This is a genomic window from Gemella sp. 27098_8_92, from assembly GCF_041433685.1.
Taxonomy (GTDB): Bacteria; Bacillota; Bacilli; order Staphylococcales; family Gemellaceae; genus Gemella.
Genome location: NZ_JAPWBZ010000004.1, coordinates 98,805 through 122,494, shown reverse-complemented (window position 1 = coordinate 122,494; position 23,690 = coordinate 98,805). Strand labels below are relative to the sequence as shown.

The 23,690-nt window shown below is 31.8% G+C and carries 22 protein-coding genes; 14 read left to right on the top strand and 8 right to left on the bottom strand.

Annotated elements, in window-relative coordinates:
* Nucleotides 1-35: 35 nt before the first annotated feature.
* Complete coding sequence (locus tag O3802_RS04070; RefSeq protein ID WP_371458403.1) at nt 36-557, bottom strand: rhodanese-like domain-containing protein; 522 nt, start codon at nt 555-557, stop codon at nt 36-38.
* Nucleotides 558-996: 439 nt separating this feature from the next.
* On the opposite strand from O3802_RS04070, the gene O3802_RS04065 reads away from it, so the two are divergent.
* Nucleotides 997-1,356, top strand: a complete 360-nt coding sequence (locus O3802_RS04065; RefSeq protein WP_371458402.1) for a DUF1310 family protein — start codon at nt 997-999, stop codon at nt 1,354-1,356.
* A 256-nt stretch (nt 1,357-1,612) separates the two neighbouring features.
* Nucleotides 1,613-2,479 carry a diacylglycerol/lipid kinase family protein gene (locus O3802_RS04060; protein ID WP_371458401.1) on the top strand — a complete coding sequence of 289 codons (867 nt, stop codon included), beginning with the start codon at nt 1,613-1,615 and terminating at the stop codon, nt 2,477-2,479.
* 103 nt (nt 2,480-2,582) lie between these two features.
* Here the strand turns inward: O3802_RS04060 and O3802_RS04055 are convergent, their stop codons facing one another.
* Genes O3802_RS04055 through O3802_RS04045 form a run of 3 tightly spaced genes read right to left on the bottom strand, consistent with a single transcriptional unit; the run spans nt 2,583 to nt 4,666 of the window.
* Nucleotides 2,583-3,155, bottom strand: a complete 573-nt coding sequence (locus tag O3802_RS04055; RefSeq protein WP_371458400.1) for a CYTH domain-containing protein — start codon at nt 3,153-3,155, stop codon at nt 2,583-2,585.
* Between the two features lie 34 nt (nt 3,156-3,189).
* Nucleotides 3,190-3,741, bottom strand: coding sequence for a tRNA 5-(aminomethyl)-2-thiouridylate-methyltransferase MnmM (mnmM, locus tag O3802_RS04050; RefSeq protein WP_371458399.1), 552 nt, complete (start codon nt 3,739-3,741; stop codon nt 3,190-3,192).
* The gene (locus O3802_RS04045) at nt 3,734-4,666 is read right to left on the bottom strand and encodes an SAM-dependent methyltransferase (RefSeq protein ID WP_371458398.1); all 933 of its coding nucleotides are present in this window, start codon (nt 4,664-4,666) and stop codon (nt 3,734-3,736) included. Before O3802_RS04045 ends, mnmM begins: the two co-directional genes overlap by 8 nt.
* Nucleotides 4,667-4,896: 230 nt before the next feature.
* Here O3802_RS04045 and O3802_RS04040 point away from each other — a divergent pair, with 230 nt between their 5' ends.
* The 8 genes from O3802_RS04040 to O3802_RS04005 all read left to right on the top strand — a co-directional run bounded on the left by O3802_RS04040 (nt 4,897) and on the right by O3802_RS04005 (nt 16,592).
* Nucleotides 4,897-5,178, top strand: coding sequence for a DUF6110 family protein (locus O3802_RS04040; protein WP_276767290.1), 282 nt, complete (start codon nt 4,897-4,899; stop codon nt 5,176-5,178).
* Between the two features lies 1 nt (nt 5,179).
* Nucleotides 5,180-7,234: a heavy metal translocating P-type ATPase gene (locus O3802_RS04035; RefSeq protein ID WP_371458397.1), complete on the top strand. Its 2,055-nt coding sequence runs from the start codon at nt 5,180-5,182 to the stop codon at nt 7,232-7,234.
* A gap of 144 nt (nt 7,235-7,378) precedes the next feature.
* Entirely contained in the window at nt 7,379-8,023 is a 645-nt protein-coding gene (locus tag O3802_RS04030; protein WP_371458396.1) for a S1 RNA-binding domain-containing protein, read from the top strand.
* A 1-nt stretch (nt 8,024) separates the two neighbouring features.
* Nucleotides 8,025-9,365, top strand: a complete 1,341-nt coding sequence (gene tilS, locus O3802_RS04025) for a tRNA lysidine(34) synthetase TilS (RefSeq protein WP_371458395.1) — start codon at nt 8,025-8,027, stop codon at nt 9,363-9,365.
* A gap of 4 nt (nt 9,366-9,369) precedes the next feature.
* On the top strand, nt 9,370-9,921 hold the full coding sequence (hpt, locus tag O3802_RS04020; protein WP_371458394.1) for a hypoxanthine phosphoribosyltransferase: 552 nt from the start codon (nt 9,370-9,372) through the stop codon (nt 9,919-9,921).
* Nucleotides 9,922-10,109: 188 nt separating this feature from the next.
* Nucleotides 10,110-12,179, top strand: coding sequence for an ATP-dependent zinc metalloprotease FtsH (ftsH, locus tag O3802_RS04015; RefSeq protein WP_371458393.1), 2,070 nt, complete (start codon nt 10,110-10,112; stop codon nt 12,177-12,179).
* Between the two features lie 218 nt (nt 12,180-12,397).
* Nucleotides 12,398-14,632 carry an HAD-IC family P-type ATPase gene (locus tag O3802_RS04010; protein ID WP_371458392.1) on the top strand — a complete coding sequence of 745 codons (2,235 nt, stop codon included), beginning with the start codon at nt 12,398-12,400 and terminating at the stop codon, nt 14,630-14,632.
* Nucleotides 14,633-14,966: 334 nt separating this feature from the next.
* Nucleotides 14,967-16,592, top strand: coding sequence for a malolactic enzyme (locus O3802_RS04005; RefSeq protein ID WP_371458391.1), 1,626 nt, complete (start codon nt 14,967-14,969; stop codon nt 16,590-16,592).
* A gap of 45 nt (nt 16,593-16,637) precedes the next feature.
* Here O3802_RS04005 and O3802_RS04000 read toward each other — a convergent pair whose 3' ends face one another.
* Both O3802_RS04000 and O3802_RS03995 read right to left on the bottom strand, forming a co-directional pair.
* Nucleotides 16,638-16,970 carry a winged helix-turn-helix transcriptional regulator gene (locus O3802_RS04000; protein ID WP_371458390.1) on the bottom strand — a complete coding sequence of 111 codons (333 nt, stop codon included), beginning with the start codon at nt 16,968-16,970 and terminating at the stop codon, nt 16,638-16,640.
* A gap of 111 nt (nt 16,971-17,081) precedes the next feature.
* Nucleotides 17,082-18,311, bottom strand: a complete 1,230-nt coding sequence (locus O3802_RS03995) for an NADH:flavin oxidoreductase/NADH oxidase family protein (RefSeq protein WP_371458389.1) — start codon at nt 18,309-18,311, stop codon at nt 17,082-17,084.
* Between the two features lie 226 nt (nt 18,312-18,537).
* On the opposite strand from O3802_RS03995, the gene O3802_RS03990 reads away from it, so the two are divergent.
* From O3802_RS03990 to O3802_RS03975, 4 genes are all read left to right on the top strand, one after another.
* A complete protein-coding gene (locus tag O3802_RS03990) occupies nt 18,538-19,362 on the top strand; it encodes a Sir2 family NAD-dependent protein deacetylase (protein WP_371458388.1) in 825 nt (274 codons plus the stop codon).
* A 37-nt stretch (nt 19,363-19,399) separates the two neighbouring features.
* Nucleotides 19,400-20,149 carry a protein-ADP-ribose hydrolase gene (locus O3802_RS03985; RefSeq protein ID WP_371458387.1) on the top strand — a complete coding sequence of 250 codons (750 nt, stop codon included), beginning with the start codon at nt 19,400-19,402 and terminating at the stop codon, nt 20,147-20,149.
* 129 nt (nt 20,150-20,278) lie between these two features.
* Nucleotides 20,279-20,707, top strand: a complete 429-nt coding sequence (locus tag O3802_RS03980) for a MarR family transcriptional regulator (RefSeq protein ID WP_371458386.1) — start codon at nt 20,279-20,281, stop codon at nt 20,705-20,707.
* Nucleotides 20,679-21,164: a hypothetical protein gene (locus tag O3802_RS03975; protein WP_371458385.1), complete on the top strand. Its 486-nt coding sequence runs from the start codon at nt 20,679-20,681 to the stop codon at nt 21,162-21,164. The genes O3802_RS03980 and O3802_RS03975 overlap by 29 nt, the downstream gene beginning before the upstream one ends.
* A gap of 84 nt (nt 21,165-21,248) precedes the next feature.
* On the opposite strand, the gene glpK is transcribed toward O3802_RS03975, so the two are convergent.
* A complete protein-coding gene (gene glpK / locus O3802_RS03970) occupies nt 21,249-22,748 on the bottom strand; it encodes a glycerol kinase GlpK (RefSeq protein WP_371458384.1) in 1,500 nt (499 codons plus the stop codon).
* A gap of 163 nt (nt 22,749-22,911) precedes the next feature.
* Nucleotides 22,912-23,187 (bottom strand): hypothetical protein, encoded by a 276-nt coding sequence (locus O3802_RS03965; protein ID WP_276684737.1) that lies wholly within the window; start codon nt 23,185-23,187, stop codon nt 22,912-22,914.
* Nucleotides 23,188-23,690: the final 503 nt, after the last annotated feature.

Sequence of the window (23,690 nt, the reverse complement as noted above, 5' to 3'; positions counted from 1 at the left end):
TCCTCATTATTATCCACAAATTCTAACTATAAGTGTTATTTTTCGACGCTATTTCCCGCATCTACCCATGCGGCAATTCCGCCCGGGAATCTATAAACATTTTTAAAGCCTGCTTCTTTAGCTATAACAGCACCAACATGACTACGTTCGCAACCTACAAAGCCGCAGTAAAGAACGATTTTTTTGTCTTTATTATCACCTAAAGCTTTTAAGAATGCTTCTTTTTCTTCGGGTTTTACATCTTCTATTTTTACAGGTAAAACAGCATTTACTGCAGATTTAATATGAGATTTTTCGAAACTTTTTGCTGGCATTGTATCAACAAGTACCATCTCTTCTTTTCCGTCAAGAGCTTTTTTTAGTTCTTCAGCGCTCATAAGGTTGTAATCCCCAGTTTTCACCGCTTTTACAAGTTTAATAGCAGCTTTTTCTACATCTGCTTCTTTTCCATCTTTGTAAGTACGTGTAACTCCATCACCGCTACTACTACACCCCGCAAGAGATGCGGCTAATAGAATACTTGATAATGCAAGTGTAACTTTATTTGTTTTTTTCATAAGTAATATCCTCCTAATATTTTTACACTTTTATTATAACATACAAAAGTAGATAAATAAAATATTTTTAGTAAAAAAATTTAAGAAATAAGAATTAGAAACATAAGTTTTTCAGTTGTTTTTTAAGAAATTATAACGCGGATTATATAATAAATAATAAAAAATAAATTAATTTATTAATGATATATTTTTGAAAGAATAAATATAAAAAAGCAATGTAATCGGAAAGATATGTATAAAAAATAAAAATATAAAAGAGAATAGGTTTTAAAAATAGGATAAAGTTTTTAGGGGCTGGTAGTTACAAAAAAGATGAACCTAAAAATAGTTGAAAAAAATTTTAAAAAGGTATATTATATAAGTTAACAAAAAGCAATGGAGATAAGTGATGAAGGGAATCTCCAATTGATATTTTATTGTAAGCAAGGAGGTTTGTTTTATGAGAAAAAGAATACTAGGGACGTTAACTTTTATTGCGGCTGTTGGTGGGGTTATTTATATGAAAAATAATCCAAAGTATAAGGAAATAATTCAAACGGTTAAGACAGCTGATGCACGTGGTTTGTATGAGAGAATTATTTTTGAAAAAGATAAGCTGGCATTTACTACGAAATCGAAAATTAAAGATTATAAAATTGATTATGAAAGTATAAAACATATTGGGGAAAAGATTTTTGCTCGGCTAATAGTTAATAATGATGAAAAATTAAGTATTGATACCGTAATTAATGAGGGAGAGCCTTTAGTGGAAGAGGTAAAACACTCTAAAGAATTAGATGAATTATTAAAAGAAGAATAATTAATTATTAATTTTATTGTAGGAATTGGATATATAGATATCAATTTTTAAAAATTTATTATTATATTGAATTTTATATTGATGTATTTATTTAGATAAAAGTTGGAAATAGTTTTGGACGGCTTTTATCTTTTTTTCAGGAATTATATAGTATTAAGTTAAAGATAAGGGATATAATAACATAGCTAAATAGTTGAAGGAGTTTATAGCTGTTAATACAAGGAATTATACAGTTATCTAAAGTAAGGTTAAGAAGATGATTGAAATAATAGTAAATTCAAAACATAAAAAATCATTATTAGAGTTAGAAAAAATTGAAAATATCTTGAATCGAGAAAAAATTGAATATAGAGTTTTAAAAACGAGTGAAACAAAAAACGCGCAAAAGTTAATGGATGAGGCTTCTTCAAAGCAAATTATTGTAATTGGTGGAGACGGAACAATAAATGAAGTTATTAATAACTATCATGAAGAAGATATTATATACTTGGCGCAAGGATCAGGAAATGATTTAGCACGCTCATTACAATTAGAGAGAAGTTCCTCTTGTATAATAAAGTTGATAAATTCTAGTGATTTCAATGTATACGATGTAGGAGATGTGAATGGTAAAAAGTTTTGCTCAGGCTTCGATATTGGTTTTAATGCAGATGTTATAGAGCGAGTAGAAAAATCAAGACTAAAGAAATATTTCGGAAGTTATATTTATTTAGTTGAAGGTGTTATAACTATTTTAAAACTTAAAAAATACTATGCCAAAATCCAAGTAGGAGACAATATTTTAGAAACAAATAACTTGCGTTTACTAAACCTAATGCTTCAACCATATGAAGGTGGTGGAATTAGATTTTCTAATACAGCTACAGGACGAGATGGGCAGTTTCATATTATGATAATGGCTGATATGTCGTGGTTTAGATTTGTTTATAATTATATCTGCTTGTTATTACATAAACATGATAAATTAAAGGGTGCTCGAATTTTAAAGGTGGATAGTTTATCAGTAGAAACATCGCAATCACATTACCAAATTGATGGCGAGTTAGTTGCTAAGGACAAAAAGATGCAACTTAAATGTATTAAAGAATTTTACAAGATAAAAAAAGAAGAGAATTTAGAATAATAGCGTAACAGTGGTGAACTGTTACGCTATTAACTTTTTTTGTTGGATCGTGGTTGGATTTATTTTTAGCACAGTAATAAAGGAAGCGGGAGAGGATATTCTTTTATCCTTTAGCATACTCCATTGCTCTAGCTATTTTTGGTTTAGCAGGTTTATTAGTAATATCAAACTCTGTTAAAAGATTTTCAAAGGCTATTTTCCCTTTTTCAAAGCTAGTCGCTTCAAATTCAAGTTCATAATCAACTATATCTTTTAGGAAGGTTGTTTTATCTAGTACCAATAACCCATCTTGAGTTTTTACTTCATAACGCTGTGTTTCAATTTTTTGGATTAGCATTGGTGTTTTTATTTTTAAATCAAGTCTTTCTAACTCGCTCATAATTTCGTTAGGTAAGGTTGGTAAAACAGTTGGCTCTTTCGGAAAACTGTCATCAAGAGGGATGTTGATTTCGATATTTTGTGTAGCCCCTTTGATTTTTAGAGTCATTTCCGTTTTGTTATTTGTATAGCGAATACGCAAGGCAGAATTTGCCTTTTTGAAGCTTTCGTTGGTATCATCATAATAAAAGTTTTTGTTGATTATTTGCTCTTTATTTGCTAGGTTAAAGGCAGCATATAGCTTTTTATATTCTTCTTCGGTTAATAAATTTTTAAATTCTATTTCTATTTCGCGCATTACAGTTCCTTTCTGTTACAGATGTAGCTATGTGTTATTTTTTCTTTTCTAAAGCAAGGATAAATGGTGCATTATTTTTTTGATTGATAAACTGATAGCTTAGTACTTCTATTTCTTTTTGATCAAGTTTTGTTAAATGGTTAAGCAAAGCTTGTTTTTCTATTTTCCCATTTTCATGTCCCCAGTAAACAACAACCACGATACGTCCGTTAATTTCAAGGTTGGTAAGAAATTTGTCTATTGCCAGTAAAGTTGTATCCGCAAGAGTAGTTATTGTGTGGTCTGCATTAGGTAGGTAACCAAGATTAAAGACAACAGCTTTAATCGGCTCGCTAATATAGTTATCAAAGTTGCTATGTGAATCTAAAATGACTTCACATTTTTCAAGGCAGTTGTTTGTTTGTAGTAGTTTTAATGTAGAATCAATCGCTTGTTGCTGAATATCAAAAGCGTAAACTTTCTTTGCTGCACTTTGTGCTAAAAATAAGGTATCATTACCATTGCCACATGTTGCATCAACAACAATCGAATTTTTATCTATTACTTCTTTCAAAATTTTCTTACTAAATGTGAGAACTTTATCCATTTTCTCTATCCTCTTTCATTTCGTTAACAATATCGCTAAGTTCGTAGTAAGTGTCACATGCGATAGTAAAATCTAGTGAAGTATTGATGATTTGAGCGAGTATTTTTGCGTTATCCGCTGTGTAGTCATCAGTACGGTCACTATTTTTCTTTAATTTTGATACTAGATTTTCAAGTTTGTTAATAAGGTCATCTTCAGTAATTTCATCTTCGTCATTATATTCACTAGTGTAGTTTTTAATATTATAGCTTAGTGAATTTTTTAGCGGTGGGATATAAAGCGCACGCAGGTTGTTTACTTGTTCTCCAACTTCAGCAGAAAGTTCTTGTAGTGTTGAGGTGTAAATATGCTCATCAAGAGCCCCAGCTTGCTCAATAATTGTAACAATGTGGTCATATGGATAAATTTCCATGAGTTCACAAGAAACAGTTGCAGCAGTTATATCATCGTAACATTGGGTAATAAGCAGATGATTATGCGGATTAACAGAGCTAAGTGTTTCAGGAGCTGTTGCATCAGCAAGGGTAAATCCTTCAACAGGATCAAACTGTGCAGCGTTGAAACAAGAATCTAGAAAACTCTCCCCGCCGATAACTTTAACATTTTTACCATTTTTAATAAGCAGTTGTGTAGTAAGTTCGGCAACCATAGGGTGCCCCGGAACAAGATACATAACATCATTTTTTTCCGCTGCCTCTAGTATATAACTAGCAATGTTGCTATAAGTATTTTCAAAATTATCATTTTCAGTATAAAATTTATCGCAAGTTTCAAATAAAATATTGTTCTGTTCTAAAAAACCAATTGCTGGATGTTCTTTTGTGCGTGCGATAATTTTTGCCGAGGTGTTGTTTAATAATAAGTTTTTAATATTTTCTTTAATGTTTGAACTATCATTAGGTCCAAGTCCGATAATATAAATCATAAGTTGCTCCTTACTTGTTAATCTAATTGTTTAGTGGCTTAAAAATAGCCGATATAATCATATTTGCATTATAATTACTTTATTATTCTTTAACATAGTTATTATAACATAAATAATCTTTTAGGTTCATTAAATTATAGTATTAGAATGAGATTGTTGATTAATTTACATATAATATTCAAGGTGTTATAATTAAGCTATAGCAAAATATAAAAAAGGAGGATTTAAATATGTCAATCAAATTATTAAAAGTTGCTAAAGCAGCATTAAAAACACCAGGAGTTTTTGCAGGAGGAGTAGCTTTTGGAACAGTAGGGCTTAAATTATTATCAAGCAAAGATGCCAAAAAAGGTTATTCAGTAGTTTTATCAAAATTATATAAAGCAAAAGATGGAGTAGAAGGAACTATTTCTAATATTAAGCAACATGCTGACGATGTAGTTGCAGATGCTAAAGATTTATATGATAAAGAGAAGAAAGAAAGTAATTTATTAGAATTAGAGGAAAAATAACATGGAATTTAAAATATTGCATCTATCGAGCGGGAGAGCGAGAATTAGAGCGAATTTTCGCTTAACACCAGATGTAAAAGCATATTTTAAAAAACAAGCGAAGAAAATTCAAAATATAAACAAAATTGAGTTTTATCAAGATGAATATACCTTTGCTGTTATTTTCAAAACTAATCAAAATGAGTGCCTAAAGAAATTTTTAGAACTTATAGATGTAGAGCAAATTAGAGGTTGTTACGAAAATCCAGTTTTAAAAGCTGAGGATACACCTTATACGATAATAGCGGATGCGGTATTTTGGCGAACAGTATCAAAATTATTTATTCCACTCCCATTAAGAACAGTTTATATATGGTGGAAGGCGTCTAAATATTTTAGAGATACGTTAAAATTATTAGCTAAAAAACAAGTTACAATGGAGACGCTTGATTCAACGGCGATTTTTGTTTCATTAGTAACAGGAGCGCGTGAAACAGCTAGTTCGATTATGTTTATTTTAGAATTAGGGGAGTCTTTAAACAATTGGTCAGAGAAGAAATCTGTAAAAGAACTAGAGAAAAGTTTGACTTCATTTGATAAAGAAGTTTGGCTGGTAGAAGATGAAGGTAATAGAAAAATACCAAGCTCAGAAGTAAAAAAAGATGATATCATTTTGATTTCTGAGGGGAATGAAATTTTATTTGATGGTATTGTTGCTGGAGGCGGAGCAAGTATTGATGAGAGTTCATTGACAGGAGAAAGTTTTCCGGTAACCAAAAAAATTGGTGATAAAGTTTATTCCAATACTATAGTTGTTCATGGGGAAATTAAACTTAAGGTAGAGAATCCGCAGGTTAATGGTCGAATCTATCATCTTATTCAATTGATGAAAGAGTCAGAAAGTCGTGAAGACACATACCACTATAAGTATATAAAATTGGCTGATAGTATCGTAAAATACAACTTTATAGCGATGGGACTGACATATCTTTTTACAAGATCGTTCGCTAAAGCAATTTCGTTTCTATTAGTAGATTATTCTTGTGCTTTGAAGTTATCTACACCTGTTGCTTACCTCACTACTATAAAAAATTTAATAGATAAAAAAATAGTGGTGAAAAACTCAGTAACGCTTGATAAATATGGAGACATAGATACTTTTGTTTTTGATAAAACAGGAACAATAACTGTATCAAGACCGTATATTCGAGAGGTACTACCATTTTATGAATATTCATATGAGGAAGTTGTAAAAATAGGAGCTTGTTTAGAAGAACATATTTACCACCCTATCGCTAGTGCAGTTGTTAGTAAAGCCGAAGAAGATGGTATCGAACACGAGGAAATGCACACAGAACTATACCATATTGCCTCTAGAGGTATTGTTTCACATATTGATGGAGAAAAGGTTGTTATAGGAAGTAGTCAGTTGATAAAAGATGAGAATATTCTAGTTACAGTTGACCAAGAGCGAATTATAGCTGAAAAACAAGAACAATACAATTTGCTATTCTTAGGGTACAAAGGGAAATTGATTTCTATATTTTGTATAGATATTCCACTTAGGAATGAAGCAAACTCCGTGCTAGCTGAACTTAGAAATAAAGGGAAAAAGGTTGTCTTATTGACTGGAGATAACGACGTTAGAACCAATAAAATCTTAAAAGATATAACATTTGACGAAGTATATACTAATATGACACCTGTAACGAAGTTTGAATATATAAGAAAAGAAAAAGAACAAGGACGTCGCGTGTTAATGATAGGTGATGGACTGAATGATTCAGCAGCATTATCAGAAAGTGACATTAGTATTGTTATGAGCGAAAGTGCTGATTTATCAAAACAGATAAGCGATGTAGTTTTACAATCAGATTCTCTTGATTCATTACTATTGTTGTCTGATGTTTCTAAAAAACTTCGCGCTCAAATGAGTAGTAATGTCAAAGGAACAATTACTATAAATAGTTCATTGATATTTTTAGGGCTTGTAAATGTTCTATCACCTAATTTATTAGCGTTATTACATAACTTAACCACGTTTGGAATAGTTTTGAAAAATTTTAAAATAAAATAGAATATGAATAAAAGAATGAGAGGATTTGATGAAAAATCCTTTCATTCTTTTAATTTTCCAGAAGAAAATAAAATATAAGGAGTTTATCGTCTTAATATGCTATAATATTGTCATGAGTAAAAGCCGAAGTAAAGGGGTGATTAAATGGGTAATAAAGTTAGCGAAAATATCGGAAAAGAAATAAGTGCTAAAGTAACTAAGGTCGAAGCCAATGGCTTATATTTTCAGTTAGAAAGTGGAGATCAAGCGTTCTTACCAAAGGAAAATATGCATGTAGGGAAGAAGAAAAAACTAACGGAAATTTTTTCGGAAGGCTTTGTAGTTAATGCAAAGATAAAAAATATCAAAAAAGATAAGGTTATTTTAACGCAAAAAGAAAAAGTAGATAGCACCCCAAAAACAGTAGAAGCTACAAAAGCTAAACATAACAAAAAGAAACCCAAAAAGTTAAATCAAGATAGTGTTAAAAAAGATAAAGAATCGAAAATTAATGAACAGCCTAAACAACCTAAACAAGAGGAAAATGTACAAGAAGAACCTAAACAAAAGACTCTAAAAGATTTGAAGAAGTTACAATATATAGGTAATATGAAAATCTCAGTAGGGCGTGGGAAAAAATCAAATTTAACGAAACTGGCAGAAGAAAAAGAAGAAGTTATTGAACTACCGAAAGTTCCAGATGGCTTATTAGATGATATAATTACCTCTACAGCCGAAGCAACCGAAAAATTTTCAAAATTAGTTGAGGATTTAAAAGAACGAAGTTTGTTAGAAGAGGGAGGACGTTAAGATGAATAGTAATGTAGAACTAATTGAGAATTTTGATGTTCTATGGACTAAAGAAGATAGACTTGCCTTAGCTCTTTCTGGTGGAGTAGATTCGATTGTTCTTTTTCATCTTCTAGTAACAAAATACCGTCATACTTACAAAGAATTAGTCGTTTTTCATATAAATCATGGGCTTCGCAAAGAGTCTTATGAAGAAGCGGAGTTTGTAGAAAAATTTGTAAGTAACTATGATATAAGATTTTATAAAAAAGAGTTGGAGATGAATTCTCTAGCGCGAGATAAACATATTTCTGAGGAAATGCTTGCACGAGAACTACGCTATAAAGCTTTTAATGAAATGGCGGCTAAAGAAAATATTACTAAGATTTTAACCGCGCATCATAAAAATGATCAGGTTGAAAATATTTTGATGCGCCTATTAACAGGTCGCAGTATGGATTATAATTTGGCAATAGATAATAAAGGCAGACATGGGAACTTAACTATTTATCGTCCGCTATTAAATGTTCTAAAGGAAACTTTGGAACAGTATGCTCAGAAAAATAACTTGAAGTATTATACGGATGAAAGTAATTTTGACACAGATTATACGCGTAATAATATTCGCCATAATATTATTCCGTTATTGAATGATATTAGTACGGCGAGTTTTGATAATTTAATTAATTTTGCCAAGTATTATAAAAATATTAACGATGTGTTAAAAACTAGGTTACTAGCCAATAAAGATAATTATATTTTGGAAAAGAATCAAAAAAAAGTAGTATTACCAAGGACGGACGTTTTAAGCCTAAGCGCTGAAGAAATATATTTTTTACTAAAAGATATTTTGATGGCAGATTTAGGTGTTTTTGATGTAACGCAACGCGCACTTTTTAAAGTAGTTGAACAGTTGCGCAATAATTTGGGTAATAAAAGTTACGATTTGAAAAATAATTTAAAAATAGTTAGCGAATATAGTGTCATATATGTTCATAAAATTGAAAAAAAATGTTATAATGATAAGATGGAATTAATTATAGATGATATTTGTAAAGATAAAATTTATAAATTTTGTCAGAGTGAATTTCTAATAACAACTAATAATGAAGAAGCAGAGATAGGTTTTAATAAAGAAGACTTACCGCTGCTTATTACAACAAAACGCCAAGGAGACAGGCTTCGACGCGGTAATATTACAAAAAAACTTTCAAGATTCTTTATTGATGAAAAAATTCCGAAAGAAATTCGTAGTCAGATCCCAGTTGTCCGTAGTGGTGAAAAAGTGCTTGGAATAATAGGTTTAGATACTAAGATTAATAAAGACAAAAAATATGATTATTATATAAAAACGAAAGGATAGAACAGTGGAAAATTTATTAAAAGACATAGAAGAAGTTTTATTTAATCATAAGGAGATTGTTGCAGCTAGTAAAAGAGTTGCTAAACAAATAGAAGAGGATTATAGAAATAGAGATCAAGAGCCTGTTCTTATTTGTACATTAAAGGGAGCTTTACCTTTTATGGCAGAACTTATGAAATATATAGATATTCATATAGTGACTGATTTTATTGATGTTTCTAGTTATCATGGTGGAACTAGTTCAACTGGAACTGTAAAAATTAAGAAAGATATTGGTATGGATATTGAAGGACGAGATGTAATCATCATTGAAGATATTGTTGATACTGGAAGAACTCTTAAAGCGCTTATTAATAATTTGAATGAACGAAAAGTAGCATCGGTTACATGTGCATCTCTAGTAGATAAACCTGAAGCTCGTATTGTTGATGTTGAGGCAGATTATGTTGGTATAGTTGCACCAAACGCCTTCTTAGTTGGATTTGGGTTAGATTATGATGAAAAATATAGAAACCTACCATACATAGGTGTATTAAAAAAAGAAATTTACTCATAAAAGTGAAGAATTAGCTTAAGTAAGAAGTAACTAGGAATATTAAAATTAAAAGTCAAAAAAAGTCAAAAATTTTAGTTTGATTTTAAGTGAGTTATGTTAGAATATTTCTTGAGTTAAAATATATTAAACTTAGATAAAAATATGTTAAAATTAAGATACTTTTAGGAAAATAGGAGGACATTGTCTATATGAACAATAAAAAAAGACAAAACCCTTTCCTTGGGATGCTTGCCTTAATCGTTATTGCAATTGGATTATTTGCCTATTGGCAGCAAGATTTACCAGGGACTACAGAAAAATTAGACTACGCTAAACTTGTTCAAAACATTAAAGATGATAAAGTAAAAGAGATTAGTCTACAAAGAAAAGATGAAAACTATAATGTAAAAGGAACTTTGTCAGATGGCAACAAGAACTTTGAAGCATTAGTTCCAGCTTCTGATAATGAGGTTCAAAAACAAATAAATGAAAAAGCTAAAGATGGGAAACTAAGCGTAGTAGAATATAAACCAGCGGAAAAAACTGGCGCTATTCTATCATTCTTAGGAAATATTATTCCGTTTATTCTGATGATGGGATTACTTTTCTTCTTTATGTCACAAATGCAAGGTGGCGGTGGAGGTAAAGTAATGAACTTCCAAAAATCTAAAGCGAAAAAACTTGAAGGTGGAGAAACTAAAGTTACATTCAAAGATGTAGCTGGTGCTGACGAAGAAAAACAAGAACTTGCAGAAATGGTTGAGTTCCTAAAAGACCACCGTAAGTTTACGAAAATGGGTGCGAAAATTCCTAAAGGTGTTTTATTAGAGGGACCTCCAGGAACAGGTAAAACATTATTAGCTCGTGCTGTTGCTGGTGAAGCAAAAGTGCCATTTTTCTCAATTTCAGGTTCGGACTTCGTTGAGATGTTCGTAGGGGTTGGGGCAAGCCGTGTTCGTGATCTATTCAAAGAAGCGGAGAAAAATGCACCATGTATCATTTTCATCGATGAGATTGATGCAGTAGGACGTAAACGTGGAAGCGGAGTTGGAGGAGGAAACGATGAACGTGAACAAACTCTTAACCAACTTCTTGTAGAAATGGATGGATTCGATGGGGAAAAAGGTATTATCGTAATCGCAGCGACTAACCGTGCTGATGTTCTAGATAATGCACTTCGTCGTCCAGGACGTTTCGATAGACAAATTAAAGTGTCTACACCAGATGTGCGTGGTCGTGAAGCTATCCTTAAAGTTCACGCTAAAAACAAACCACTAGCAAAAGATGTTGAACTTCGTTCATTAGCAGAAAAAACACCAGGATTCTCTGGGGCTGACCTTGCTAATATCTTGAATGAAGCTGCACTTCTTGCTGCTCGTGAAAATAAAAATAGTATAGAAAAAGCTGACTTAGATGAAGCTATGGACAGAGTAATTGGTGGACCAGCTAAACGTAGTCGTATCTACACACCAAAAGAAAAACGTTTAGTTGCTTATCACGAAGCAGGACACGCTATAGTAGGTATGGTTCTTGATAGTGCCGATAAAGTCCAAAAAGTTACAATTATTCCACGTGGAGATGCTGGTGGATACAACCTTATGATTCCAGAAGAAGAGAAATACTTCCAAACACGTACAGACCTTATCGACAAGATTTGTGGATTACTTGGTGGACGTGCAGCGGAACAAATCTTCTTTAATGAGGTATCAACAGGAGCTCATAACGACTTCGAACGTGTAACAGCAATTGCTCGTGCGATGGTTACTGAATATGGTATGAGTGAAGTTGTAGGACCAATGCAAGCTCCATTCCATGATCCATATGGTGGACGTCAACTTTCAAGTATTGGTAACTACTCGGAAGAAATGTTAAAAGAAATCGATATTGAAGTTCGTAAAATTATTAACGAATGCTACACTAAAGTTCTTCATATTATCGAAACTCATAGAGAACAATTAGAACTAATTGCACAAACGCTTATCGAAGTTGAAACAATTGATAGAAAAGAAATTGTTGCTCTTTACCAATTTGGAAAAATGCCAAAAGACTTAGATGAGAAAGAAGCAGAACAACTAGATAAAGTAGTTAATAAAAAATACTACGAAGAACAAGCACGTCTAGCACAAGAAGAAGCTGCAAAAGAAGCTAAAGTAGCAGAAGAAAAAGCTGAAACTACAGAAGAAGTAGAAGTTATAGACGTAGAAGCAAAAGAAATAGAATCAGAAGAAATACCGTCTGAAGAAATAAAGCAAGAAGACAAACCTTCTGAAGAACAATAAAAGAAAATTCCCGTAGAGAAATCTGCGGGAATTTTTATGTTTAAGCCAATAGTTCAAAAATATTTCTAACATTAACTCTGCTTAAGTTTATTGAGTTAGAATAGTATATGGAAAAATGATATAATAGATTTTATAGTGTTATCGTTTAGAGAATGGATTAGAAATTTTGAAATGATTTATAGAGATTAAAAGGAAGAAAGTTGAATATCGGAGGACAAATGAAGTATTTAACAAGTGAAGAAGTAAAAACTTCAAAAAAGAATATTAGTGTAATAAAATCTTATAAAACTACCAGAGAGATTATTACTTCTAATATTTTTACTTTTTTTAATGCCATGAACTTGGTTTTAGGGCTTTTTATCGCCACGACTTTAAGATTTGAGAATATGTTATTTCTAGGAGTTATCGCAGTAAACACGGCTATTGGGATTTATCAAGAAGTTCGTGCGAAAAATGCCCTTGCAGAACTTAGTCTGTTAGGACGTAGTAAGTATCGTGTTAATCGAGATGATGAAACGGTCGAAGTAGATTCTGAAGAAATAGTAGAGGGTGAGTATTTACACCTTAATCTCGGAGATCAAGTGCCTGTTGATGCTGAGGTCTTACATGGTAGTATAGAGGTTGATGAATCTTTATTAACTGGAGAAAGTGATAATATTTTCAAGGCAGAAGGCGATAAACTTATGAGTGGTAGTAACGTAGTAAGTGGTAGTTGCCTTGTGAAAGTTCTTGCTGTTGGTGATGATAGTTATATTAATAAACTGGCAAAAAGAACAAAAGCATTCAAAAAATATCCATCAAAATTGCGTGATTATATGGATGGAATATTAAAGGTTATTTCTGTTTTATTAATACCAGTTGCTATTTTATTATATGTTCGAGGAGCAAGTCTAGGTCGTAGCTATGTGGACATCGTTTTGCATAGTGCAGGAGCTCTTGTTGGGATGATTCCGGAAGGATTAATTCTTCTTGTTAGTGTTTCTTTGGCTGTTGCAGCGATGAAACTAGCACGTCGTAAAGTTCTTGTTCAAGAGTTATATTGTGTAGAAACACTTGCACGAGTAGACGTTCTTTGTTTTGATAAAACAGGAACAATCACAACTGGGAATATGAATGTAGTGGAAATAGATGACGAAGTAGGAGAAAAACTTTCGAGCTACTTAGCGTATTTTGAAGATGAAAATGCAACATCAAGAGCACTTAAAAAATATTTAAACTGTGAGAAAAAATGGCAAGTGGCAGAACTAGGAGCATTTTCTAGTAAAAATAAATACTCATATATCAGACTTGAAGAAGGTGGAACATACTTTTTTGGAGCGTATGAGTTTTTAGGTTTTGACACTCCGATGACAGAGTACTATGAAAATCTAAAACAACAAGGATTTAGGATTTTATCATTAGCTTATACAAAAGACAACATAGATAAACCAACCAATATGGAGCTTATTGGTCATGTTGTCCTAAGTGATGAGATAAAAGCAAATACAAAAGAAACGTTTAAGTATTTTGAGTCACAAGGCGTAGCGGTCAAGATTATTAGTGGAGATAATCATATCGCAGTTCTTGGAGTTGCCAAAAAGGCTGGGTTTAAAGAAGATGCACGAGCTATTGATATGACAAAAGTATCAGAAGAAGATTTTGAAAGAGTAGTTTTGGAAAATGATATTTTTGGACGTGTAACACCAGAGCAAAAACAACATATGGTAGAAGTGCTTCAAAAACATAAGAAAACAGTAGCTATGAGTGGAGATGGTGTCAATGACGTACTAGCGCTTAAAAAAGCTGATATTAGTTTTGCGATGAACGGAGCGACTAGTGCGGCTAAAAGTGTTTCGAATATTGTCTTTTTAACAGATGATTTCGATGTGTTCTACGATATTCTTATGGAAGGTCGTCGTGTTATCAACAATATTCAAAAAGTAGCCTCACTATTTTTAACAAAAACATTTTTCTCGATTACTTTCTCAATATTAAGTGTAATTTTTGCATTAGAGTTTGCGTTTATTCCGATTCAATTTACGATAATTTCAGCAATAACAATAGGAATTCCATCGTTTTTCCTAACGTTTGAATCGAATAAAGATAAAGTCAGCGATCACTTTATGCGCGATATATTAACAAATGCTGTAATAGGAGGAGGAGTGCTGGTATTAAGCGTTCTGTTGACGAATTTTGTAATCCATAATCCAGCACAGGTAAAATTTATTTGTTTCTTACTTGCCCTTATAAATGGATTGCTTATGGTAACTAAGGTTAGTTTACCATTCAATAAATATAAAGCAGTCCTATTAGTAGCCTTAACATTTGCAGCAGTGGTGGGGATATTTGCCAATATATTTATTTTGAAAAATCATTTTAATCCCCTAACTATAGGACAGATAACCTATGTTGCTTTAGTTGCGATAGTTATCGCAACAATTCATTATATGACAAGAAGAAAAAGATTAGTATAGAGCTAGTATAAATAGGTTAGTTATAGGAGAAATATACAAAAAATTCCCCGTTTAAGAGGTAAAGTTACTCTTGAGCGGGGATTGGTTAGTATTATTCAATAAAAAATTTATTATTAAATTTAAAATTAATGTTTAAACTAATGTAGATTATGAGTAAAGATGCTTCTTATATATATAAATAAAAGAGGAGTAAGAATTATTATCTATTTTATATATTTTAGTTTAGGAGATTTGTAATTCTTTTAATTAATTTTTAATGAATCGGAGTATGATTATAGTATCAATTTACATAAGGGTGTAATATAATAATTTAAAGATAATGGAGGATTTTCCAATGAAAAAACATAGCATTTTAAATGATCCGTTCCTTAATAAAGGAACTGCCTTTACACAGGAGGAGCGAAAGGAACTAGACCTTATTGGGTTATTGCCCCCTTATATTCAAACTATTGAAGAACAAGCGGCACAAACCTATGCGCAAATGCAAACAAAAGTAAACGATTTAGAAAAACGTCTATTTTTGATGGAGATTTTTAATACAAATCGCACGCTTTTCTATTATTTATTCTCTCAACACTTAGAAGAGTTCAATCCAATTGTGTATGACCCAACAATTGCAGATACTATCGAGGGTTATAGCGATCTTTTTGTTGAGCCACAATATGCAGGATATCTAGATATTAATCATCCTGAAAATATAGAAGAAACCCTTAAAAATGCAGCAGATAACCGTGATATACGTCTAATAGTAGTTACTGATGCAGAAGGTATATTGGGGATTGGAGATTGGGGTGTTAATGGAGTAGATATTTCTGTAGGTAAACTTATGGTCTACACAGGAGCGGCAGGAATCGATCCTTCTATGGTTCTTCCGTTAGTTATTGATGCAGGAACAAATCGTGAGGAATTACGTAATAATCCGAATTATCTAGGTAATCGTCATGAACGTGTACGAGGAGAGCGATATTATGAGTTTATTGACCAATTCGTCCAAACTGCTGAACGTTTATTCCCTAAACTTTATTTACATTGGGAAGACTTCGGGCGAATGAATGCGGCGAATATACTGGAAAAATATCGAAAAAACATCCCAACATTTAATGATGATATTCAAGGGACAGGTATCGTAACTCTAGGAGGTATTTTTGGAGCTATGGATATTACAGGTGAAAAATTAATTGACCAAGTGTATCTTTGTTATGGTGGGGGAACTGCAGGTGCAGGAATTGCATCACGTGTACTACGTGAGATGGTAAGTCAAGGGTTATCTGAAGAAGAAGCATATAAACGTTTCTTTATGGTAGATAAACAAGGGCTTCTCTTCGATGATATGGATGATTTAACTCCTGAACAAAAACCGTTTGCTAAAAACCGTGCTAATTTTCCAAATGCTGATAAATTAACAGATTTATTAGAAGTTGTTAAAACTGTTAAACCAACTATTCTAGTAGGAACTTCGACACAGCCGAATACTTTTACTAAGGAGGTAGTCGAAGCTATGTGTCAAAATACTGAGCGTCCATGTATATTTCCGTTATCAAATCCTACTAAATTAGCAGAAGCATCAGCAGAAGATTTGATTGTTTGGTCTGATGGTAAAGCGTTTGTAGCAACAGGTATTCCTTCTGATAATGTTATATATAAAGGTGTGGAGTACATTATTGGTCAAGCTAACAATGCCCTTATATATCCAGGGTTAGGGCTTGGAGTGTTAGCATCAGAAGCTAGCCTTTTAACAGATGAAATGATTGGTGCAGCGGCACACTCATTAAGTGGAATTACAGATATTACTAAACCTGGAGCTCCAGTGTTACCTCCGTTCAAATATGTTGCAGATGTTTCTATTAAAGTAGCAGAAGCGGTCGCTAAAAAAGCACAAGAACAAGGATTGGCTCGAGCTCAAGAAAAAGATATGGCGAAAGCGGTTCGAGATTTTAAATGGATTCCAAAGTATAAATAATTAAAAAGAAGTATCTTAACTCATTATGAGTAAAGATACTTCTTTTTAAAATATAGATTTGTAAAATTCTCCCCAGTCATGCATACTCTTACTAATAGGATCTAGAGTTTTCCCTAAATCTGTAAGTCTGTATTCGACGCGAGGTGGCACTTCTGGGAAAACTTCTCTTTCTATAATTCCTTTCTCCTCTAACGAGCGAAGGTTGGAAGTTAATACTTTTTGGCTGACTCCATTAAGTGATTTTTTTAATTCTCCAAAACGTTTAGTACTGGTAAATAAATCTCTTAAAATTAGTATCGTCCACTTGTTACTCAGTAAAAGTAATGTGACTTCAACAGGATAAGCAGGAAGATTTGAAGGTAGTTTTTTATTCGGCATATTATTCTCCTAAAATAATCATATATATTGATTTTATATTATATATACAATTAAGGTCAAAATAAAATAGGTTGATATATTTAAAAATTTTTTCTTGATAAATATATTCTTCTACTTAGCTCGTTGTGGAAATAACACAGCTAACCCTTGATTATATACCGCTTGTATCAATGATGGCCAAGCATTTTTTGTGGCTTTTGGTTCCTTTCCTTTTGCGATATTTTGCATAAGAACTTGATAATATACAATACCAAGGAGAGAGCCAAATATTTTATCTAACTTCTTAACTCCTGTTGATACACGTGTAGTTTCTACAATAGTGTAAGTTCCTTGTTTTATTTTATTAGGTATATTTGGATCAATTGTCAGTGGACGAGCGATACCTATAAAATCAGTAGTATTATCATTTAATAATGTGTTCATCGCATTAATAGAGCGGATACCGCCAGTAACGACAACAGGGATTTCAATTTTTTGTTTTAGTTTTTTGCTGTATTCTGCGAAAAATACTTGATTAGTAGATTTACTTGTAGCGCCCATCATCGCAGGTCTTTCATATGTTCCTCCTGAAATTTCAACAAAGTCTAGACCTAAGTTAGCTAATTCAATTATAGTTTTTAAAGAATCTTCTTCTGTAAGTCCATCTTCCTTAAAGTCGGTAGAGTTAATTTTTATTCCGATAGTAAAATCTTTTCCTAATTCTTCTCTCATCCCAAGGTAAATTTCTTTTAAAAATCTCATTCTATTTTCTAGAGAGCCACCATATTTATCAGTTCTTCTATTATCGTGTGGAGATAAAAATTGACTAATTAAATAACCGTGTGCTGCGTGAATTTGAACCCCAGGGAAACCTGCTTCTTTTGCAACTTTCGCAGAAGTTACAAATTTTTGAACAAGTTCTTCAACTTCACTAGTCGTTAGTGCGCGTGGAGTACTAAATAATTTATTAAGGCCATTTCCTAAAGGTATAGTGCTAGGTGCAACTGTCTCTTTAGCTATAGTTTTTGGGACTTGTTTACCAGGGTGATTTAATTGCACCATAACCTTAGCACCGTGTTGCTGACCTTGTTTTGCCCAATCTTTAAGAATTTCCATATTAGAATTTTTATCAAAAACTATATTTCCTGGTTCTGCAGTTCCTTTAGGGTCTACCATGATATTCCCTGTAATAATTAATCCAGTTCCTCCTTCAGCCCAACGTTTGTATAATGTAGCAATATTCTTTTTAGGTTGAAAATCTCTTGTGCCCATTCCTTCACTCATAGCCGATTTAAAAAATCTATTTTTTATAGTAGTTCCATTTGGCAATGTGATAGGGGTGAATAGTAAGTTTTCTGTCATTTTTTCATCTCCTTACTTTTATATGTTTAAACTATTCTACTATAATAAAAAATATTTAGCAATATAAAAAGGGCGTTAAAATTAGGGTGATTAAATAGTTTATTTAGAATTTATTAATTAATGGTAACTTTAAAGTAACTTACAGATGTTAAAGTGCCTACTTGTTAACTGGAAATCATGGTGTTAATATATAATTGAAATTAAAGAGATAGAGAGTTGGAAAAAAATGGATAAAATTTTACAAGCGAAAAAATTAATTGAAGAAGCAGACGCAATAGTAATAGGAGCTGGTGCAGGGTTATCGGCTGCAGCAGGATTAACGTATAGTGGTGAGCGTTTTGAAAAGAACTTTAAAGAATTTATAGATAGATATAAAATGACAGATTTGTATTCTGCAGGTTTCTATCCTTTTAAAACATCTGAAGAAAAATGGGCATTTTGGAGTAAACAAATTTTAGTAAATAGGTATACAGATGAAGGGATAGAATTGCATAGAGATTTATATAATATCGTGAAAGATAAAGATTATTTTGTTTTAACAACAAATGTTGATAGTAAAGTTGAGATGAGTGGTTTTGATAAAAGCAAAATTTTTGAAGTTCAGGGTAATTTCGGAGAATTTCAGTGTTCTGTGCCATGTCATAATAAAGTTTATAATAATAAAGAACAAATATTAGAAATGCTAAAAGAACAAAAAGATTTAAAAATACCAACAAGATTGATTCCAAAATGTCCAGTTTGCGGGGAAGAAATGGCTATGCATCTTCGTATAGATGGTACATTTGTAGAAACTAAAGAATGGCATAAACAAAGTAATGCGTTCTACGATTTTTTAAACAAGAATCAAGATAAAAAAATTGTTTTACTAGAGCTTGGAGTAGGCTTTAACACGCCGATAATAATAAGATTTCCATTTGAAAGATTAAATAAAATCCTACCAAATGCTTCATTAATCCGTGTTAATAAAGAAAATTTTGAAGTAGAAGGGGTTTTAACTATAATGAATCCAATGAATGAAATCTTTTCGGAATGGAAGAAGCAATTAACGTAGGTATTTAACTAAAGTATTAAGGAAGAAGGTGGCTCGAATGGAAAAATTAGATTATCTAATAAAAACATTAAATTCTAATATAGGAGTTCCTCAAGATAAAAAGGAAAAAGAGGATTTACTTAGAACGCTAATGAACATTTGGGAAGTTGAGGAATTACCTGATGAATTTTACAGACGTCAAGATGAATATTTACAGGAAAAGTTAGCTCAAACGGAGTTAACAAGCCTAGAACAATTAATAGAAGTAGAGAAAAATATTTATCTTTGGCAAGGTGATATAACAACGCTCAAAGTTGATGCAATAGTTAATGCAGGGAATAAAGCTTTACTTGGATGTTTTATTCCACATCATCGTTGTATAGATAACAAGATTCACTCTAAGGCAGGGTTGCAACTAAGAAAAGAGTGTTTTGATATTATGCAAAATCAAGGGCAATATGAAAAAACAGGACAAGCAAAACTAACAAGCGGTTATAATTTGCCGGCTAAGTACGTAGTGCATACGGTAGGCCCGATAATTTATGATAAGGTAGAAGAACGTGATAAAGAATTGCTCGCATCATGTTATAGAAATTGTCTGGAACTTGCAGTAAAAAACGGTATAAAATCTATTGCATTTTGTTGTATAAGTACTGGAGAATTTCGTTTTCCTAATGAGCTTGCAGCAGAAATAGCAGTATTAGCTGTAAGAACATTTTTTAAGAATAATCCAGAATGTGAAATCAAGGTAATATTTAATGTTTTTAAAGATAGTGATTTTAATATTTATAGAAAAATTTTAGACTAAGAATTTGCTGATAAAATAGCGAGTAGATATATTAAAGATTCATAATTTGTGAGTCTTTTTTCTTTGACAAAAAAGAGATTTTATCTTATAATAGTTCTAAATAGAACGATTAAAAAAGAGAGAAGAAAAATGAATTTTTGGGATCAACATAAAACAATTACTTGTTATTATGCGTTGCTTACTAAATCTGTTTGCGATAAATTCAATCTAACGCAGATGGAGTATGCTGTATTGATGTTTTTGCATAATAATCCCCAGTACAATACGGCTGCTGATATAGTGAGGGAACGCAAGTCTACAAAATCACATGTATCAACTACATTAAAATTGCTGGAAGATAATAGCTTTGTTATGAAAAAACAGAGTGCAGATAATAAGAAAAGAATAGAAATAGTATTGTTAGAACCAGCGCAAGAAATAATTCAAGCAGGGCTTAATGTACAAAAAGAATTTATCCAAAATATATTTCAAGGACTTACAGAAGAAGAAATGGCTATTTGGAAAAATATTTTTGTTAAGATGTGTAATAATGCCGAAAAATGTTTACAGGATAGATAAGAATGGAGATGAAACCATGTTTAGTGTAAAAAAGAGAACTCTTTTATTAATAGCAGGAATAGTATGGTTTATAGCGGGATTTAATGTAGCAAGATTAGGGTTTTTATCATATTTTATGATAAAATCTCAGTGGTATTTCTATATATTCTCTATAATAGTTTTTGCTTTGTTTGCGAAAATGTTTTTCAAAATGAGTATGAATCATACTAAAAGGATAGTTTCGTATGAAGATTACAGACCATTTTGGCACTTTTTCGATTTAAAGGCGTATATTATTATGACTTGTATGATGAGTATGGGAATAGGTTTCAGAATAATGGAAATTTTCTCAGATAATTTTGTTGCATATTTTTACTCTGGACTTGGTTGTGCTTTGACGCTTGCCGGAGTGATGTTTTTTATAAATTATCTTTGTTACGCAGAAATAGTAGAGAATCTGCCAAAAACATTGAAATAAAGTATTTTTTGAGTCACATTTCTTGGTAAGATAACAATAGAAGTTTGAAAAAGACTTGCAAAAATTTTGCAAGTCTTTTTAATATTATTCATCTTTTGCAAAAAATTCAGTTGCACGAACAGCGCGCTTCCAACCTTTGTATAATTTTTCACGTTCATTCTCTTTCATGGCTGGAACAAATAGCTTTCCAGCAGAGTTAAGATTTTTAATTTCTTCAAGGTTTTTCCAATATCTAGTTGCTAGTCCAGCAAAGAATGCAGCTCCAAGAGCTGTTGTTTCTAGATTCTCTGCGCGTGCAATTTTCACTCCTAATATGTCAGATTGGAATTGTAGAAGGTAGTTGTTATGTGCAGCTCCACCATCTACTTTTAGTAGTGGAATTTCAACATTGGCATCTATTTTCATTGTGTCAATAATATCGCGTACTTGATAAGCAATGGATTGTAATGTTGCTTTTACTAAATCTTCTTTTGTTGTAGCACGAGTTAATCCGAAAATTGTCCCGCGAGCTTCTGGATTCCAATACGGAGCACCTAAACCTGTAAATGCAGGGACAAGATAAACATCGTTATTATTAGAAGAATTGTAAGCTAGTTCCTCAGTTTCTGACGATTTTTTTATAAGGCGCAAACCATCTCGTAACCATTGAATAGCACTTCCTGCGATAAAAATAGAGCCTTCTAATGCATAGTAGATTTTTCCGTTAATACCATATCCGATAGTTGTCAGTAGATTATTTTTTGAAAGTTGCATACTTTCACCGATATTCATAATAATAAATGAACCAGTACCGTATGTATTTTTAATCATACCTTTATCAAAGGCAAGTTGACCGAATAATGCCGCTTGTTGGTCACCTGCTAGCCCGCTAATTTTAACTTCTCCCCCATAAAAATGATAGTCGGTAGTAATCCCGTAAATTTCAGAATTAGATTTTACCTCAGGTAGCATAATTTCTGGAATATTTAGTAGGTCTAAAATCTCTTTATCCCAAGTCAAGTCTTGGATATTGAATAACATAGTACGTGCTGCGTTTGTATAGTCTGTAACATGAGTTTTTCCACCTGTAAGCTTCCAAACTAACCAGGTATCTATTGTTCCAAATAATAATTCCCCTTTTTTTGCGCGTTCCTGAGCTCCTCCTACATGGTCTAAAATCCAACGGACTTTTGTTGCAGAGAAGTACGCATCAACAACAAGTCCAGTTTTTTTATGTATTAAATCTTTATAACCATCTTTAACTAATTTTTCAGCAATAGGAGCACTTTGACGTGATTGCCAAACTATTGCATTGTAGATAGGTTCGCCAGTTTGTTTATCCCAAACAACAGTTGTTTCACGTTGGTTTGTAATACCAATACTATCGATTTGTGTTGGTTTAATCCCGCTTTCAATAAATACTTCAGCGATAACGGATTGAACTGAGTTCCAAATAGCATTTGCATCATGTTCTACCCAACCTGATTGTGGGAAAATCTGCGGGAATTCCTTTTGACTACTTGCAACTATTTCTGCTTGTTTATTAAATATTATCGCCCTTGAGCTTGTTGTACCTTGATCTATTGCCATTATATATTTTTTCATATCACACCTCGAAAACCTTTTTCATTCTAATTATATCATTTTTATAGAAAAAATCTCTAATAATTAAAAAATATAGTTTGCTACATTAAAAGTAATTACCTCCAGATAATAAAAATATCTGAAGGCAATTTTGCTTATTTCAATAAAATTTTATTAATAGTATCTAGGATTGCTGTTTGTTTTTATCTTTATAAGTTCTTTTTATAAAAATAATAATCTCTGCTGTTAAAAGTATTAATACTATTTTAATAAGTTGTGGATAAAATAGACAAAGTATAGCGGTCAAAAGTAATATAAATGAAGCGAATTTAGCTCCACCTTTTAATATACCACCACTTGGTCCTTGTATTTTATAATATACAAATCCAACTACCAAAGTAGCGACTAAAGTTCCCCAAAATTGATCATTAGTGACAAAAATTCCCCAAATTTTTTCCATAATTATACCTCCGAGAAGATTAATAAATTTAACTTCTATTTCGATAGAATATTAATAGTTTTTAAACTGACTAACATATAAGCACTGATATAAGCAAGGTGCTACGAATATCCCCTATATAGCTACAATATATCATAAAAATAAGTAGGTGTAAATTAAAAGTATAAGTGAAATTTAGAAAATGAAAACATATAAAAAAAGAGGGATTATTAATATCTATATTTAGCAAAAATATATAAGATGAAGCGAATATATATATGAGTTTAAAACTGTTAAATAAAGATAAGAGACATTTTTAAGAAAAAATATAAAGTTATTAATTGCGCATTGTTACTATTATTTAAATTTTGGGAAATTTTCCTTGTTGTTATAAAAAATAATAGATTTTTTAAATTATAAGATAAAAATTAGAGAAGCTCCGTTTTGATTTTTAGCAAATAACTAGCGATTTTTCTTATTTTCTTATAAAATAGATAATAATGTATAGAGGCTTTTAAGGGCTG

Excerpts from the sequence above, each read along its gene's own strand:
- O3802_RS04070 (WP_371458403.1), bottom strand. The coding sequence starts at position 557 with ATGAAAAAAACAAATAAAGTTACACTTGCATTATCAAGTATTCTATTA.
- O3802_RS04065 (WP_371458402.1), top strand. The coding sequence starts at position 997 with ATGAGAAAAAGAATACTAGGGACGTTAACTTTTATTGCGGCTGTTGGT.
- O3802_RS04060 (WP_371458401.1), top strand. The coding sequence starts at position 1,613 with ATGATTGAAATAATAGTAAATTCAAAACATAAAAAATCATTATTAGAG.
- O3802_RS04055 (WP_371458400.1), bottom strand. The coding sequence starts at position 3,155 with ATGCGCGAAATAGAAATAGAATTTAAAAATTTATTAACCGAAGAAGAA.
- mnmM (WP_371458399.1), bottom strand. The coding sequence starts at position 3,741 with ATGGATAAAGTTCTCACATTTAGTAAGAAAATTTTGAAAGAAGTAATA.
- O3802_RS04045 (WP_371458398.1), bottom strand. The coding sequence starts at position 4,666 with ATGATTTATATTATCGGACTTGGACCTAATGATAGTTCAAACATTAAA.
- O3802_RS04040 (WP_276767290.1), top strand. The coding sequence starts at position 4,897 with ATGTCAATCAAATTATTAAAAGTTGCTAAAGCAGCATTAAAAACACCA.
- O3802_RS04035 (WP_371458397.1), top strand. The coding sequence starts at position 5,180 with ATGGAATTTAAAATATTGCATCTATCGAGCGGGAGAGCGAGAATTAGA.
- O3802_RS04030 (WP_371458396.1), top strand. The coding sequence starts at position 7,379 with ATGGGTAATAAAGTTAGCGAAAATATCGGAAAAGAAATAAGTGCTAAA.
- tilS (WP_371458395.1), top strand. The coding sequence starts at position 8,025 with ATGAATAGTAATGTAGAACTAATTGAGAATTTTGATGTTCTATGGACT.
- ftsH (WP_371458393.1), top strand. The coding sequence starts at position 10,110 with ATGAACAATAAAAAAAGACAAAACCCTTTCCTTGGGATGCTTGCCTTA.
- O3802_RS04010 (WP_371458392.1), top strand. The coding sequence starts at position 12,398 with ATGAAGTATTTAACAAGTGAAGAAGTAAAAACTTCAAAAAAGAATATT.
- O3802_RS04005 (WP_371458391.1), top strand. The coding sequence starts at position 14,967 with ATGAAAAAACATAGCATTTTAAATGATCCGTTCCTTAATAAAGGAACT.
- O3802_RS04000 (WP_371458390.1), bottom strand. The coding sequence starts at position 16,970 with ATGCCGAATAAAAAACTACCTTCAAATCTTCCTGCTTATCCTGTTGAA.
- O3802_RS03995 (WP_371458389.1), bottom strand. The coding sequence starts at position 18,311 with ATGACAGAAAACTTACTATTCACCCCTATCACATTGCCAAATGGAACT.
- O3802_RS03990 (WP_371458388.1), top strand. The coding sequence starts at position 18,538 with ATGGATAAAATTTTACAAGCGAAAAAATTAATTGAAGAAGCAGACGCA.
- O3802_RS03985 (WP_371458387.1), top strand. The coding sequence starts at position 19,400 with ATGGAAAAATTAGATTATCTAATAAAAACATTAAATTCTAATATAGGA.
- O3802_RS03980 (WP_371458386.1), top strand. The coding sequence starts at position 20,279 with ATGAATTTTTGGGATCAACATAAAACAATTACTTGTTATTATGCGTTG.
- O3802_RS03975 (WP_371458385.1), top strand. The coding sequence starts at position 20,679 with ATGCCGAAAAATGTTTACAGGATAGATAAGAATGGAGATGAAACCATG.
- glpK (WP_371458384.1), bottom strand. The coding sequence starts at position 22,748 with ATGAAAAAATATATAATGGCAATAGATCAAGGTACAACAAGCTCAAGG.
- O3802_RS03965 (WP_276684737.1), bottom strand. The coding sequence starts at position 23,187 with ATGGAAAAAATTTGGGGAATTTTTGTCACTAATGATCAATTTTGGGGA.